This is a genomic window from Candidatus Bathycorpusculum sp. (assembly GCF_009778815.1).
GTDB lineage: Archaea > Thermoproteota > Bathyarchaeia > Bathyarchaeales > Bathycorpusculaceae > Bathycorpusculum > Bathycorpusculum hydrogenotrophicum.
In genome coordinates this window covers 1-13,521 of the sequence record NZ_WRFL01000012.1, presented here as the reverse complement: position 1 = coordinate 13,521, position 13,521 = coordinate 1, and the positions used below count along the sequence as shown (strand labels likewise).

Annotated in this window: 14 protein-coding genes and 1 other RNA gene; 9 read left to right on the top strand and 6 right to left on the bottom strand. The window is 43.1% G+C overall.

Annotated features, from left to right (window positions below; translation table 11 throughout):
* Positions 1 to 199 precede the first annotated feature (199 nt).
* Together FWF39_RS03960 and FWF39_RS03955 are read left to right on the top strand one after the other, a co-directional pair.
* Complete coding sequence (locus tag FWF39_RS03960; RefSeq protein WP_343382139.1) at positions 200 to 676, top strand: inorganic diphosphatase; 477 nt, start codon at positions 200 to 202, stop codon at positions 674 to 676.
* A gap of 147 nt (positions 677 to 823) precedes the next feature.
* A complete protein-coding gene (locus tag FWF39_RS03955) occupies positions 824 to 1,327 on the top strand; it encodes a hypothetical protein (protein ID WP_343382138.1) in 504 nt (167 codons plus the stop codon).
* Positions 1,328 to 1,471: 144 nt separating this feature from the next.
* Here the strand turns inward: FWF39_RS03955 and FWF39_RS03950 are convergent, their stop codons facing one another.
* A complete protein-coding gene (locus FWF39_RS03950) occupies positions 1,472 to 2,278 on the bottom strand; it encodes an HD domain-containing protein (protein ID WP_343382137.1) in 807 nt (268 codons plus the stop codon).
* A gap of 103 nt (positions 2,279 to 2,381) precedes the next feature.
* On the bottom strand, positions 2,382 to 3,212 hold the full coding sequence (locus FWF39_RS03945; RefSeq protein ID WP_343382136.1) for a glutaminyl-peptide cyclotransferase: 831 nt from the start codon (positions 3,210 to 3,212) through the stop codon (positions 2,382 to 2,384).
* 125 nt (positions 3,213 to 3,337) lie between these two features.
* Between FWF39_RS03945 and FWF39_RS03940 the strand changes: the two genes are divergently transcribed.
* On the top strand, positions 3,338 to 3,895 hold the full coding sequence (locus FWF39_RS03940; RefSeq protein ID WP_343382135.1) for a single-stranded DNA-binding protein: 558 nt from the start codon (positions 3,338 to 3,340) through the stop codon (positions 3,893 to 3,895).
* Between the two features lie 174 nt (positions 3,896 to 4,069).
* A complete protein-coding gene (locus FWF39_RS03935) occupies positions 4,070 to 5,449 on the top strand; it encodes an NADP-dependent malic enzyme (protein WP_343382134.1) in 1,380 nt (459 codons plus the stop codon).
* Positions 5,450 to 5,867: 418 nt separating this feature from the next.
* Here FWF39_RS03935 and FWF39_RS03930 read toward each other — a convergent pair whose 3' ends face one another.
* Genes FWF39_RS03930 through FWF39_RS03920 form a run of 3 tightly spaced genes read right to left on the bottom strand, consistent with a single transcriptional unit; the run spans position 5,868 to position 7,746 of the window.
* Positions 5,868 to 6,182, bottom strand: a complete 315-nt coding sequence (locus FWF39_RS03930; RefSeq protein WP_343382133.1) for a hypothetical protein — start codon at positions 6,180 to 6,182, stop codon at positions 5,868 to 5,870.
* Positions 6,183 to 6,206: 24 nt separating this feature from the next.
* On the bottom strand, positions 6,207 to 6,662 hold the full coding sequence (locus FWF39_RS03925; RefSeq protein WP_343382132.1) for an N-acetyltransferase: 456 nt from the start codon (positions 6,660 to 6,662) through the stop codon (positions 6,207 to 6,209).
* 7 nt (positions 6,663 to 6,669) lie between these two features.
* Entirely contained in the window at positions 6,670 to 7,746 is a 1,077-nt protein-coding gene (locus FWF39_RS03920) for a lysylphosphatidylglycerol synthase transmembrane domain-containing protein (protein WP_343382131.1), read from the bottom strand.
* 203 nt (positions 7,747 to 7,949) lie between these two features.
* On the opposite strand from FWF39_RS03920, the gene rnpB reads away from it, so the two are divergent.
* The 5 genes from rnpB (at position 7,950) to FWF39_RS03895 (ending at position 11,670) form a co-directional block, all read left to right on the top strand.
* An RNA gene (gene rnpB / locus FWF39_RS03915) (RNase P RNA component) lies at positions 7,950 to 8,245 on the top strand.
* Positions 8,246 to 8,402: 157 nt separating this feature from the next.
* On the top strand, positions 8,403 to 8,999 hold the full coding sequence (locus FWF39_RS03910) for a hypothetical protein (RefSeq protein WP_343382130.1): 597 nt from the start codon (positions 8,403 to 8,405) through the stop codon (positions 8,997 to 8,999).
* A gap of 292 nt (positions 9,000 to 9,291) precedes the next feature.
* Positions 9,292 to 9,654, top strand: coding sequence for a hypothetical protein (locus FWF39_RS03905; RefSeq protein ID WP_343382129.1), 363 nt, complete (start codon positions 9,292 to 9,294; stop codon positions 9,652 to 9,654).
* Between the two features lie 341 nt (positions 9,655 to 9,995).
* A complete protein-coding gene (locus FWF39_RS03900; RefSeq protein WP_343382168.1) occupies positions 9,996 to 10,793 on the top strand; it encodes a presenilin family intramembrane aspartyl protease in 798 nt (265 codons plus the stop codon).
* A 46-nt stretch (positions 10,794 to 10,839) separates the two neighbouring features.
* Positions 10,840 to 11,670 carry a DUF362 domain-containing protein gene (locus FWF39_RS03895; RefSeq protein ID WP_343382128.1) on the top strand — a complete coding sequence of 277 codons (831 nt, stop codon included), beginning with the start codon at positions 10,840 to 10,842 and terminating at the stop codon, positions 11,668 to 11,670.
* A 24-nt stretch (positions 11,671 to 11,694) separates the two neighbouring features.
* On the opposite strand, the gene FWF39_RS03890 is transcribed toward FWF39_RS03895, so the two are convergent.
* The coding region (locus tag FWF39_RS03890) for an InlB B-repeat-containing protein (protein WP_343382127.1) at positions 11,695 to 13,521 on the bottom strand (1,827 nt) is incomplete at its 5' end.

Genomic DNA, 13,521 nt, shown 5'->3' with positions numbered 1-13,521 from the left:
TTTACACATAACAACTGGAGATTCAACAAGTTCTGAAAATAAAACCCAACCAACCGAGAAACAAACCAGCGATTGATGGTTGGGGATGGTGTGAGCAGGTGGTTAAGTTTTTATTCTTGACTAACGGAGAGGGTATGGTTGTTATATGAATCTTTGGAAACAAGTTCCGGTGGGAGACAATCCGCCAACTGAACTGAACATGGTTATTGAAGTTTTAAGCGGTTCACGAGATAAATATGAATATAATTCAGATTGGGAAACCTTTGTACTTGACCGCATAATCCCCTCGGCAGTGTTTTTCCCGGTAGATTATGGATTTGTTCCCCAAACATGGTCAGAAGACAATGACCCACTAGATATCATGACCTTAACCTATGAACCATTAGAAGTTGGCGCAATTGCACGTGTTCGAGTAATTGGAGCACTTCACATAGAAGATGAACATGGTCTTGACGAAAAAATTCTCGCAGTCCTTGTTAATGATGCGCGCTTCAAAGGTTACAACGATATCACCGACGTACATGAACACCAATTAAACCAAATTCAAGAATTCTTCACAACCTACAAACGCTTAGAACCACACAAATGGACTAAAGTCAAAGGCTGGCAAAACGCCAAAGAAGCAAAACAAATCGTCGAAGCCGCAATGCAACGCTTCAACACACACTTCAAATAATCAATATAGACATACAAACAGCCACCTGTTTAGAAATTAGAGACTCAATAAGATAGTAAAATGTTTGTCTAAACAAGCAGGCAAAAATTGATTTTATCAGTGTAATGCTTAAAGGTATGGAGGTTTTGAGTAGTATAGAGAGATATCGTGGATAATTCCTCTGAAGCTGACCATTTCATTGCTAACTTGGATAGTGCTAAGAGTTATGCGGAGATTTGGCAGATTGTTCGGGAAACTGCCGAGTATGCAACATGTAAACGGCGCAATAGTATGATGCTTTTCTTGGATGATTTACCGTTGCAGTTTGGTGCTTACTATCCTGTTGGGAGCAATAATATTGTTCTCAATCGTACGCTTGTAGATGCCGTAGAGGCTTCTTGTAGTGATAAAGCTACAATTAACGCCTTGATTTACAACTTGCTTTTACACGAGTATCTGCATGCGTTAGGTGAAGTTTCTGAGGTACTTGTGAGACAGCAAGTAGTTGAGGTAGCGAAAAAGAGCTTTGGAGAGAATCACATCGCCACCATACTTGCCCGCAAATCGCCTTGGATTTTACTAAAAAATCTGCCGCGAAAAACCGTAACTGGATCCAAAAAAGTTATGGAAATCGTCCATGACTTCGAAAAGACAGACAAATACATCGTTTAACATACCAGCAAAGTAGAGAGAGCGATTTAGCACAGGTAGATTATAAACTGAATAAATCAAAGTTGCACCAAAAAATGACGGGCCCCAGCTCAAGATAGGGTAAGATTAGGTTGGGCATTGTTTTGTGTAGTTTGTGTGTTGTTGTTAGATTTCGAATTTTTCTATTATACGGTTTTCTTTTTCGTTTGTGATTTCGGCGGTTACGTGGAAAAATTGGGCGAGACCGGATTTTTGGATGCGGGGTTTGAGTAGTTCGTCGATTTGGAAGACTCCAGCAGAGTTGGACATTTTTATTTTTATTGTGAGGGGTTTTGGTTCGTTTTCGGGTGTTTCTATTTCGACTTTTTCTATGGAGAGTGCTGAGACGGAGTGGATGTCGATTTTTCCGGATTGGAAAGGGATGCGGGCTCTGCCGGCTTCCATATCTAATGCGTCGGCGATGCCTACTATTCCGGCTTCTTTGGTTAAGATACGGGTGTTGGGTTCAATACTTAGGGGTTGTTCGTGGCAGACAATGGCATGCATTACCTCTGAGGTTATTATGGTTCGTTGTTCTTGGGTGTAGGTGGGTGTTAGGAGGTTGTCTATGAGGGTAAGTGCGATAATGGCGCTGTATTTTTCGTGGTCTTTGCGTTGGACAATCATACCTATATCGTGCATAATTGAGCCCAATACAACCACGACCTCCGCGTCGTCGTTGTCCATGGCATAGTTTTCAACTATGCTTGGTGTGATGAGTTTTTTCTCTACCATAACTCTTAGCAGTTTTAGTGCGATATTTGCTACGATTTTTACATGGGTAGATCCGTGGTCGGTGTAGCCCATACGGTCAATGGCCATAACGTTTGAGCAACGCCAATATGTTTGGAGTTTTTTGTCTTCTCGGACTTTTTCCATAACTTGTCTGAGTTTGTCGTTATTGCGGTGGGGTATGTTAAAGACGTAAGACACACAACCATCTCCTTGAGAGATAATATTGTGGGAGATTTAAACCTACACAACCAGATAGGAACATTAGAGCTAAAGAGTTGAATGATTGGGTTGTTTGGGGTGGTTAGTTGAGGGGTGTGATTTCTATGTGGTAGATATTGGACCAGTTTTTTCCGGTTACAAAGAGGCGGTTTGTTTGTTGGTCGTAGGCGATTCCGTTTAATACCGAGTCGGGGTTTGTGGTGGGGTGTTGGTTGATGTCGGTTAGGTCTATCCAGCCTTTTATTTGGCCTGTTTGCGGGTTGATTATGGCGATTTTTTGTGTCATCCAGATGTTGGCATAGATATCGCCGTTTATGTATTCGAGTTCGTTTATGTTGGTTATGGGTGTGTTACCTTCTAGGACGTTGATTTCACCTATTTTTTGGTAGGTTTGGGGGTCGAGAAAAATTAGTTTTGAGCTGCCATCGCTCATGATAAGTTTGTTGCCGTCAAAGGTTAATCCCCATCCTTCGGTTTCATAGCTAAAGTTTCCAAGTAGCGTGAAGGTTTCTTTATTGTAGATAAAGCCTATTTTGCTCTGCCAAGTTAGCTGCACAAGGGTGTCGTTTACAAGTGTTAGGCCTTCACAGAAATAAGTAGGCAGATTGTGTTGTTGCAGGATGCGCCCGTCTTCTATGGTAACTTTGCGCAGTGAGGAATCACCAAATCCGCCGGTGCTTTCGAACAATACGCCGTTATCGTAGACTAAACCTTGAGTGAAGGCGGCGGTGTCATGGGGGTAGGTTTTTACAACTGTGTATGTGTATTGGATGACGTTGCTGTTTGTGGTTGGTTTTGGTGTTGGGGGTTGTGTAGGTGTGGGTTGGGGGTTGTGGAGAATTGTTGTGATTACGCCGGCCATTAAAATTGTGGTTAGGAGAATAATTGCAAAAGCGGCGTATTTTTTGTTCATATATGTCCAAAGAGTTGCCCGCCTTTATATATACAGCGTTGGCTGCTTGGTGCAGGCAAGCGAAACACTTAAGTGTAGAGAAAATCTAAGTATGTTTCAGACTATAAAACAGGTGTTGAAATCAATTGGCTGTAGAAGGTTTTTTCGAAAACAAAAAGGAACCAGTAGAAGCTAAAGTCGGCGACTTAACACCACAATCAAAGGCTGTTAACGTTACTGCTAAAGTTGTATCTAAAACCGAAATGCGCGAAATTCCAATGGGCAGAGATGGCTCTCCCCACAAAGTCAGCGATGCACTCATCGGCGACGAAACCGGCGTTGTTTATCTCACTCTCTGGGATGACAACATCGAGAAAGTCAACGATGGCGACACAGTTCGCATCGAAAATGGCTATGTAACTCTCTTCAAAGGCAACATACGCCTAAACATCGGCAAATACGGCAAGCTTGAACCCGCAACTGCACCCTTGGACGCAGAAGTTAACACAGAAAACAATGTGTCAAGCAAGACCTACGAACAAGAACGCAGACCATACAGAGGCGGCGGCGGACGCGGATTTGGCGGTGGCGGCGGCTACGGCGGTCGTGATAGACGCGGCGGTGGCGGCGGCTACGGCGGCGGTGGCGGCGGACGCGACAGAGGCGACCGACGCGGTGGCGGCGGTTACAGACCCAGATATTAAAACCACAATCGAATAAGAAAAAAGCTTTTTCTTTTTTGCTTTTTATTTATTTTTATTTATCCAATAATTATCCAATCAAGTTATTGTAGAGTCTTCACATCAGTCTAATCGGTTATGTGGGTAACCTGCTGGGTTAGAATCAGATAAGGGATATTTTTCAATCGGGTTGTCATAATGGTTGTCAAAGAAACAGAAACCAAACCAATAGTTGATGAACTGCTTGCAAAGGCCAAAAAGCCTGCTCAGCTCTCACCAGCTATGCACCGATTCTATGAGGGAAAAATGCAAGTTATCCCCAAATGTGCGATTAGAGGCATTGATGACTTTGCCTTTTGGTATACTCCCGGTGTTGCAGCAACCTGCCGTCAAATTGAAGCGGATCCGGATAAATCATTTGAGTTAACTAACCGGTGGAACTATGTCGCAATCGTGACTGATGGCACTCGTGTTTTAGGGTTAGGTGATATTGGGCCCGAAGCGGCTATGCCGGTTATGGAGGGCAAAGCATTACTCTTCAAATATTTAGGCGGGGTAGACGCGTTTCCTATTTGTCTGCGCACCAAAAATCCTGATGAAATCATTAGAATCTGCAAGACCATAGAACCTACTTTTGGGGGTATCAATCTAGAAGATATTGAGAAACCTAAATGCTTTCAGATACTTGAGAGTGCACGTTCAGAGATGCAGATACCGGTTTGGCATGATGACCAGCAGGGCACAGCAACGGTGATTTTGGCGGGACTGATAAATGCCTTCAAGTTGGTGGGTAAAAAACCTAAAGAGAGCCTCATTACACTGATAGGTTCAGGCGCGGCTAACATCCGAACAGCGTATGTGCTTATGCGCTGGGGCGTTAAACCAGGCAACATTATTCTAGCGGACACTAAAGGTGTAATCCATCGTGGAAGACCAGATATTGATGAAAAAGATGACCCATGGAAATATGATGTCGCCCAAAAAACCAACCGTGAAAACAGAACCGGCGGTATAGAAAATGCCTTCAAAGGTGTCGATGCAGTTGTTGCGGCTTCAAAACCAGGTCCAGGTACAATAAAGAAAGAATTGATCAAAAGTATGGCTTCTGATGCGGTCGTATTTGCCTGTGCTAATCCAATCCCTGAAATTTGGCCCTGGGAAGCTAAAGAAGCAGGCGCAAGAGTTATCGCTACGGGCAGAAGTGATTTTCCCAATCAAGTCAACAATAGCATGGGATTTCCCGCAATTTTCCGGGGCGTTTTAGATGTGAAAGCTAAAACCATAACCGATGACATGTGCATAGCGGCAACCGCTGAGCTGGCATTATATGCAGAGGAGCGGGGCATGGATGAAACAAATATTTTGCCACGGATGGATGAGTGGGAAGTGTTCCCCCGCGAAGCGGTGGCCTGTGCACTTAAATCTATTGATCAAGGTGTAGCTCGCATTAAACCCAGTCGTATGGAACTCCATGAACGTGCTTCAGCAATCATTTCAAATGCCAGAGCTACAACGGAACTTTTGATGAAACATGGATTGATTAAACCGCCGCCAAAAGAGGAAGAGTTACTCCGATAAACACAAACGGGCTGGCTACTGAGCCGTGGAATAAATATAAAAAACAACAGATTCAAACAACCAGCCCAACACACACATCAGACACAGAAACACCACACAAAAAACCAAATCAACCCCACAGCACCAACCACTAAAACCCCGCCGGAAACACCGCCAGCCCAACTAACCAACTAACCCAAACTCTAGAACCACTTGCACAAACACCCCAGCATCTCAAATCACAGAAAAACACACAGCCGAGTTATCGTTAACTAACATAGCAGGAATTGGCAAAAACGTGCAATCCAACTCCAATATAGCATAACAACAGTAGAAGAACTAACGCAGACCTCGACCAAAACCATAACTAAACCCTCAGTGTCACTTAAAACTGTGGGCAAATGGGTTAGAGAGGCTAAAAAGCTCTCCAAAAAGGAAACTATAGAGCTGTTATTGTAACAATGTTTCTTTTTTCAAGTCTGCGCAGAGCATCGAGGCAGTTATCGGTATTCTCGCCGGTAATATCAAGATTTAGCAGAATATCTTTGACAGATACACCAGGCCTGCCAAAGGTCTTGTGTCGTTTGTAGAGATGATTAACAATGGATTTTTCAAGTTTGCCACAACGCCAAGTAGTATTGCGGTTAAGAACTACAATCGTTTGAACAGGAGTTTTATCACTCGATTTTTTTCCTCGGGATTCTCCCATGTCGCGCCTCTCAAGTAACTGAGGGGCAACAAACCATTTAAACATTTGTTCAACACACACCAAAGTATGCTAGAACTGCAATATTTTTTTGAAATATAGTCCATGTGTGTTACCGTAGTATCGTTTGAGCTTACCTATTTTTTGGTAGCCAAGTTTCTGATAAAGACCTATAGCAACATAGTTGTCTTCTCGGACCTCAAGACGACACTCAGTTATACCACGCTGTTTTAAGAGGCGCTCAATTTCTTCAAGCAACTGAGTAGCAACTTGCCTACAGCGATATTTTTGAGCTACACTTAGAGTAATTATATGGCCAAATTCGGTATCATTGGTTTCCACCTGAACGATTATAAACCCTGCAACATCAAGATCCACTTTGGCGGCAAGCGCGATGATATTATAAGCAGTCAACAAGTAGACTAACTGGCTTTTGCTAAAAGCTTCCTTATCAAAACATTGCGTTTCAATTCGGTAGTAGGCATCAATAAATTTGAGATCAGCCGGTTCAATTTTAATGCTACACATGGTCAATCTAAGTAGGTGTCAGTTCGTTTTTAGTTTTATCGTATGTGTCATTGACTATTGCGGGTTTAAGTTCAAGATACTGTTGAGCAACAAAACCGATAAAGAAACGGAACCACATGGTAATGATTCGGGTAAGAATAGTAGCCGTGGCGCTTAGTGCTACATCAACACCCATAGCAAAGAAAAGAGTAGTCATAGCGGCTTCTGGGATACCTACCTCAAAAGGAATTCCCACAGGAATGGATTTTATCGTTAGAATAATTGCAGAAGTAATCAAAATAACGCTCCACGGCACGGGGTGTCCAAGCGCCTGAAAAACTAAATAGGGGACACTTAAGCTAAAAAACCAGGAACCTACCAGATAAATCATGGATTTTGCAAGTGATCGGGGGTTGCGTTTGTACTCTATCATGGATTCGTGAAAGTGATTGGTGATTTCGAGTGCTTTTTCTTTGAGGTTGAGTTTCCATCGACCCCTTGAGAGTTTATCGATCACCCGTACAATCCACTCAATTGTTTTTAGTAACCAATTTTTTTTGAAAACAAAAACTGTCGAGGCCGCAGTTATGAGGGCTATGGCGGTGGCAACAAATATTATAAGATTAAAAACAAATCCGGATCCTTGACCTTCAAAGACAAGTAGTGCAATACCTACGACTAAGGCGGCAACATTCAAGGCCATACCCAAGAGGCGCTGAGTAAACAGTGAGGCCATAGCTTTACCGAACGAGCCGCAGCGGTCACGGGTGAGCAGATAAGCACGGGTAATTTCGCCGCTAATTGACTCCGCAGGTATCAATATGTCAACATATATGCCATACCATACATAGAGGCAGGCTTTTTTTAGGGTCATTTTGATATCAAGAGGAGTGGTCAATACACGCCAGGAAAGGGTGAAAAAAAAGACTTCCAGTAAACCACAGGCAACAGCTAATCCAAAAAGCAGGGGATTGGCAGTTTGTGCTGTTGTGATGATACCTATGATGTCAACTTGGAAAAAATAGATGTAGATAAAAAATCCCGCTAAACCTAAAAGTGGAAACAAGACTGTTTTGTAGGTGAATTTTGGTTTAGGCGGTTCCATATCGAGCGCTAACCAGAGCTTAGTGATATATACTTTGCTCAAATCTCGTGGGTTTCTATCCTCAAAACTGTTTTTTACAAGCGCTGAACAGGGGGGTGTTTTTATAAATAGCGGGGTAGGCAGATGTTGGTGTGTCTTGTGATTTGTGGTAAATGATTGGTGGGTAGCTTTATTGGATGCGTAGTGTATTTTCTGTTGGGTTGGTGAGTTGGTGTGTGGCTATCGGTCCTGTAAGGGACTGAGGAAACTCCGCTCACACGCAGAAATGCAGTCCTCTGGACAGACCGAGAGGTTTGGCAACGGAGCAGAAACGAAACGTCCACTCGGAAATTGGCTGTGACGCATTTGTGATGCAGAGTCCGCCGATCTGGAAACGGTGAAACGGCCGTCCTGCATGTGGAAAGGGCAAACGGTCGCCTATGACGACTCTGCCGGAGGCGCGGGTAGCCCGATTAGCCGAATGCCACAAACAACAGAAAGCGGGTTATGGCCAAAACACCAGCCCATTTATATTATGTTTAAATTAAAGACAGTTGTAAGCACAACAATACTAAACATTCTATCTAATGATTTTATGAAACTTTCAATAGCTATCTGCTATTTAGGTAGAGAAGTACGAGCGTAAACAATACTAACAGCCAATATGCTATAGAGTTATGAAATCCTCAACGGTTATTCTCTCTGTGTTAGTAACTCTGAGTCTAGTCATCAGCCTCACTGCTTTACTACTTGTTGCAACTCAAAACAACAACAGCCTTACCCCCAATCCACCAACCCCAACCCTAACCATAACACCCACAACACCACAATATACAACACCAACAATTACAGATCCCCCTCCTTCCCCTACACCCACAATCACCCCTGAACCTACACCAACAACTCCCCCGCCCCAAACCGAATTAACACTCCTCTACGAAGAAATTGATCGAGTGGAAAATAATGGCATAACAAAAGTAACCCTAACCATAGACCTTAACTACACAAGCGGACCACCCATAACCATAAAATACTCACAATTCTGCCTCCAACTAGGAGTCTGGAGAACGCTTATTTATTTTGGTGCTGGGACAGTTGAGACTCAAAACAGTGGAAGTTTCACTTTGGATTCTTCACATAAAACACAAACATTTCAATTAACCTTCGAATTCCAAACTATGGGCCACAATGGAATGGATCCAGCTAAACATTGGTACCAACTATACTACGATGGGCCCGCCGTCATTGAGTGGAAAAATCAGAAATACCACTAATAAAGAACTCCCTAAGAATCGGAAGCAACCTCTAAAATGCCGTAGGCCGTTCACCGAAAGCCAGTTCTTGGCTTTCGAAACATTCACCAATTGTCCATTAGTACAATATCGGAACATACAATATAACTTTAAATCAACAACAAAAGAAAATATACCCAGAGATCAATCAGACAACAACAAACACAACAGAAACAATTAAACAGACAATCCAAGACAACGAAAACATGGTATCCAACAATTTATATGCTCTTAAGTAACTTTGACTAAGGTATAAGATAGAAAGTGAGGAAACATGGCCTATCTGCGCAGTGAAAATGAAAAACTTGAAATTGACTATTCAGCTGAGAGAGTTTGGAGAGTTATTCCTCGGGCCGTTAAAGCATTGCAGTGGGAAATCCAAGAAACAGATGAGACTCACCAGATACTAAAAATCAAAACCAAAGGAGCTTTTCTCTCTTATGGTTCAATACTCACCGTTGAGGTAGTGCCGATAGATGAAAAAACATGCCGAATGTCTATAATGGGTGAAACGCCGGTAACCACCATAACCTCTATGGCAGATTTTGGCAGAACCCGAGACCGTATTAGTTTTTTTGTTGAAGCCATAGCCAAAGAAATCGAAACAGAAAAAACAGGCCCTGAGTCTACGCAATAACTGCCGGCGTTAGACACAACCAAGCGTCAACCAGAAGCAAAATAGAGACGGGCACATAACAGAGCAACAAACGATTTGGCGTAGCATAACGGATTTGCTGACATGCATTAGATGGTGCCAGTGCTTCTGTAGCTGTATATCAACACTAAGGGTCTTTGAGGGGGTAAAAAACAAAGCTTATTCTGTAACCAATACTATCTCACTGTATCAGTAAGTAGCATAAGTTTGGAGCCGTATAAATGTCACAGACACCAAATCCGCAAGAGCAGCCACCGAAAAGCGCTGTAGGGGAGGATAAATTCAAATTTCAAATAGTTTATCTCTTGCCTATATTGGCAAGTATGCTTTTTGGATTAGGTTACGCTTCGGTATTGTTGCCTCAATCAGCGCCCACTTTGCCAGTAACTCCGATTCCGCCTGAAACCACTGGTTCTGACTGGGGTGTTGCACTCTATTTTGTGGTGGTGCTTGCATGTGGTGCTACAGTGATTTATTTTTTGCTCAAACACAACCGAAAACGCATCATAACCGGCGCAATTACATTGTGCCTAACAGCAGCGGCTATGTTGCCCTCGCTTTTCTTTTTTGCCGCTCTATCAGCATATGTTCCCTTCTTAGCCAACTGGGTGGCGATCATCGCCCTATCGATAGCTGTTACGGCATTCTTTGTTTTATCTATATTTCGCTTAGGTAGCAAAGTGCGTAATATCACAGTTATTTGCATAGGCGGCGCGTTGGGTATGTTTTTTAGCTACAACATTGCAGCTATATCGCTTTGGAGTGCAGTTTTGATTTTGGTGTTTTTATCAATTTATGACATATTTGCGGTGTATAAGGGTCCGGTGGGTAAAATTGCACAGTCCTCAGGTCTTGAGCAACTCCCCGGGTTGAGTTTTTCATTTAAAGACATTCAAATGGGACTGGGTGATTTGGTGTTCTACTCTATGCTCACCGGCACCATGATTTTTAGTTTCTCCCAACCCCAGAGTTTTCTCGCAGCCGCCGCCTCCATCGCTGGTATTATGGTGGGTTCAGTGATCACATTTCGTGTACTGGAGAAAAAAAACATCTTTCCCGGTTTGCCGTTTCCAATTTTTTTAGGGCTAGCGTTTGGGTTAGCTGTGGGCTTTTTGGTGTAGCTAAACGTTTAAAGCACCCAACCATAAGTAATGAGAAGAGGATTCTATGGAGCCATCAAAGGTTGGAATCATTGAGGGCGAACGTGGATTTGAGCCTGTTTTTAGAGCTCTGGATTTAATCGATTATAAATCTGCGTTGACAGGGTTTAGCAGAGTGCTTATCAAGGTTAATTTTATCACAACCATGACATGGGATACAGGAGCTACAACCGATCCTGTTGTGGTCGAGGCGCTTATTCAGCGACTCAAGCAACTTCCTGTGGAAATTTTTGTAGTTGAATCTGATGCAACCATGACTGATGCAGACAAAGCCTTTGAAGCCACCGGCATGGCAGAAATGTGTAGCAGATATGGAGTAAAATGCCTCAATTTGCGACATATAGAAGACAAAGTCAAAATTAAAATTGTTGGGGGTGAGGTCTTAAAGGACATAACGGTTCCTCAGATAGTTACCCAATCAGCGCTTATCAGTGCCGCTAAGATGAAAACCCATTCCTCAACCAAGGTTACCTTGGGCATGAAAAACATGTTTGGGTTATTGCCGGATAAATTCAAATTCAAATACCATGCCATTGGTATAAGTAAAGTTATTGTTGACATCAACTCGGTTCTCAAGCCGCATTTAACAGTAATCGATGGTTTCACGGCCATGGAAGGTAAGGGACCCATCGATGGAGTGCCTGTTAAGATGAATCTAATTTTTGCAGGTAACGATCCGGTTGCAACAGACGCCACATGTAGCCGTGTTATGGGTATAGATCCTCATGAAATCAGCCATATTAAAAGTGCAGCCAAAAAAGGACTGGGAAACATTGACAACATTGAAGTTGTTGGCGAACAAATCGAAACTGTTAAACGAGTATTTAAGAGAAAATAGAACTCTTTTTCCATTAACCGCCGCTCAAATACAGGCCAAGTAACCCTTAAACGAGTATGTTTTTTTCAAAAGAGAATAGTTGGTGTTGTTTATGTTGCTATTGTTTAACGTACTATCTGTAGAGAGGTTGGTATCGTTTTTGTTGTCGTCTTCTTTACTGTCGTCTTTCTTTTTGCGATTAAATATTAGGAGGGTGATGGCGATGATTTCTACTATGAATATGATAGCATTTACAATGGTCCATTGGTCAACTAATGCCATGGGTAGACTTGTATTCTCAGTAAGTAGGAACACAATGATGCCTGCGATGCCCAGGATGAAACTTAAGAGCCATAGTATTTGGTGTTGTTTCTGCTTCTTTGTTTTCTCATCGTCAGTCCGTTCATTTTTGTGTTCTGCACTATTTTGACTTTCAGACGCTTTCTGTTCATCCTGTTCTTTTTTTTGTTTTTGTTTCTTTTTTAACAGTACACAGATGACTACGATAATTGCCAGTATGAGACCTACGATGCCCAGTATTAGATTTACAAGGGCCCAGACTTGTAGAGAGGGAGGTTCACTGTCAGCAACATACTGAGCGGTAACAGTCAGGTTTGAGGTTATATTGGTGTAGTCGCGATCCCAGCCTATGAATGTATAACCTTCTCGCGTTGGATCATGCGGCGCAGTTGCATTACCGCCGCAGGGTACAGTTTGAGATGTCAAAAGCACCCCATTCCAAGCCATAAACTTCACCGTAAACAACGCAGGTTGCTCTTGGACCCACTGCGCCACATAAACCACATCGCCTCTTACGGTTGCGCTTGGCACTGGAGACCAGCCGGCAAAAACCCAGCCAGCTTCACCTGTCACCATAGGCGCCGCAGGAGTTAAATCACCATAAACAAGCCCACGTACAGTCTTTTCAGTAAAAGTACCATGCGCCCCAGGTACATAACTCACTGTATAGCGAGCAACTGGCGCAGACTGAGTTGGTGTAGGCTCAGGTGATGTAGCTTGTTGCCATACTGCATACAACACCACATCACTTGTAATAGTAAAGATTGAACCGGCACTGTAGGTTACAACCGTGTCATTGGGACTTGTTGTCCAGCCAAGGAAAGAATGAGCACTACGACTCAAACTACCCAGACCCAAGACAGTCACCTGACTACCGCTATCATAGGGATTATTACTATCTACGGGTACAGTACCGCTTGTGTACCCATTACCATCATAAATCACACTATAACTTTCTGTCTCCACCACAATCCATTGTGCGGTCAGAATAATATTACCCGTTGTACCCACTGGAACACTAAAATCAAGCACAGGACCAACAACACTACCATCAGCATACTCCACCATCCAACCTAAGAAAACATAACCCTCCATGGTTGGATCAGCAATAGCAATCGGGAGATCCGACACTGTGTATGAAACTGGATTATCAGGTGCATTAACCCCACCTTCCAACTCGTAGATAATATCATACACAGCCACAGGACGCCAATAAGCAGTCAACACTATATCGCCTCTAACATCCTGTGGAATGATAGAATTCAGCAGTAACTTCTCAGTGCCATTAGCATAGAGGGCCATCCAATACAAGAAAATAGAATCCGCACGATAAGGATCCGCAATCTCAAGAGGCAGATCATCCACCGCATAAGAAACAGGATTACCATTCGCATTAACGCCCCCACTTAACACATAAGAAATAGCGTAAGCGCTAGGAGATCCCCAAACAGCAACCAACTCTACATCTTCAAAAATCCTAAACGAGTCACCAGCATTGTAAATCTCACCATCATAAAGCCAACCAACAAAAACCAAATCATCAAACTCAAGATCACCCACACCCTCTACAGT

Coding starts and splice junctions, on each gene's coding strand:
- FWF39_RS03910 (WP_343382130.1), top strand. CDS start 8,403: ATGAAATCCTCAACGGTTATTCTCTCTGTGTTAGTAACTCTGAGTCTA.
- FWF39_RS03945 (WP_343382136.1), bottom strand. CDS start 3,212: ATGAACAAAAAATACGCCGCTTTTGCAATTATTCTCCTAACCACAATT.
- FWF39_RS03920 (WP_343382131.1), bottom strand. CDS start 7,746: ATGGAACCGCCTAAACCAAAATTCACCTACAAAACAGTCTTGTTTCCA.
- FWF39_RS03930 (WP_343382133.1), bottom strand. CDS start 6,182: ATGTTTAAATGGTTTGTTGCCCCTCAGTTACTTGAGAGGCGCGACATG.
- FWF39_RS03895 (WP_343382128.1), top strand. CDS start 10,840: ATGGAGCCATCAAAGGTTGGAATCATTGAGGGCGAACGTGGATTTGAG.
- FWF39_RS03960 (WP_343382139.1), top strand. CDS start 200: ATGGTTATTGAAGTTTTAAGCGGTTCACGAGATAAATATGAATATAAT.
- FWF39_RS03925 (WP_343382132.1), bottom strand. CDS start 6,662: ATGTGTAGCATTAAAATTGAACCGGCTGATCTCAAATTTATTGATGCC.
- FWF39_RS03935 (WP_343382134.1), top strand. CDS start 4,070: ATGGTTGTCAAAGAAACAGAAACCAAACCAATAGTTGATGAACTGCTT.
- FWF39_RS03900 (WP_343382168.1), top strand. CDS start 9,996: ATGCTTTTTGGATTAGGTTACGCTTCGGTATTGTTGCCTCAATCAGCG.
- FWF39_RS03905 (WP_343382129.1), top strand. CDS start 9,292: ATGGCCTATCTGCGCAGTGAAAATGAAAAACTTGAAATTGACTATTCA.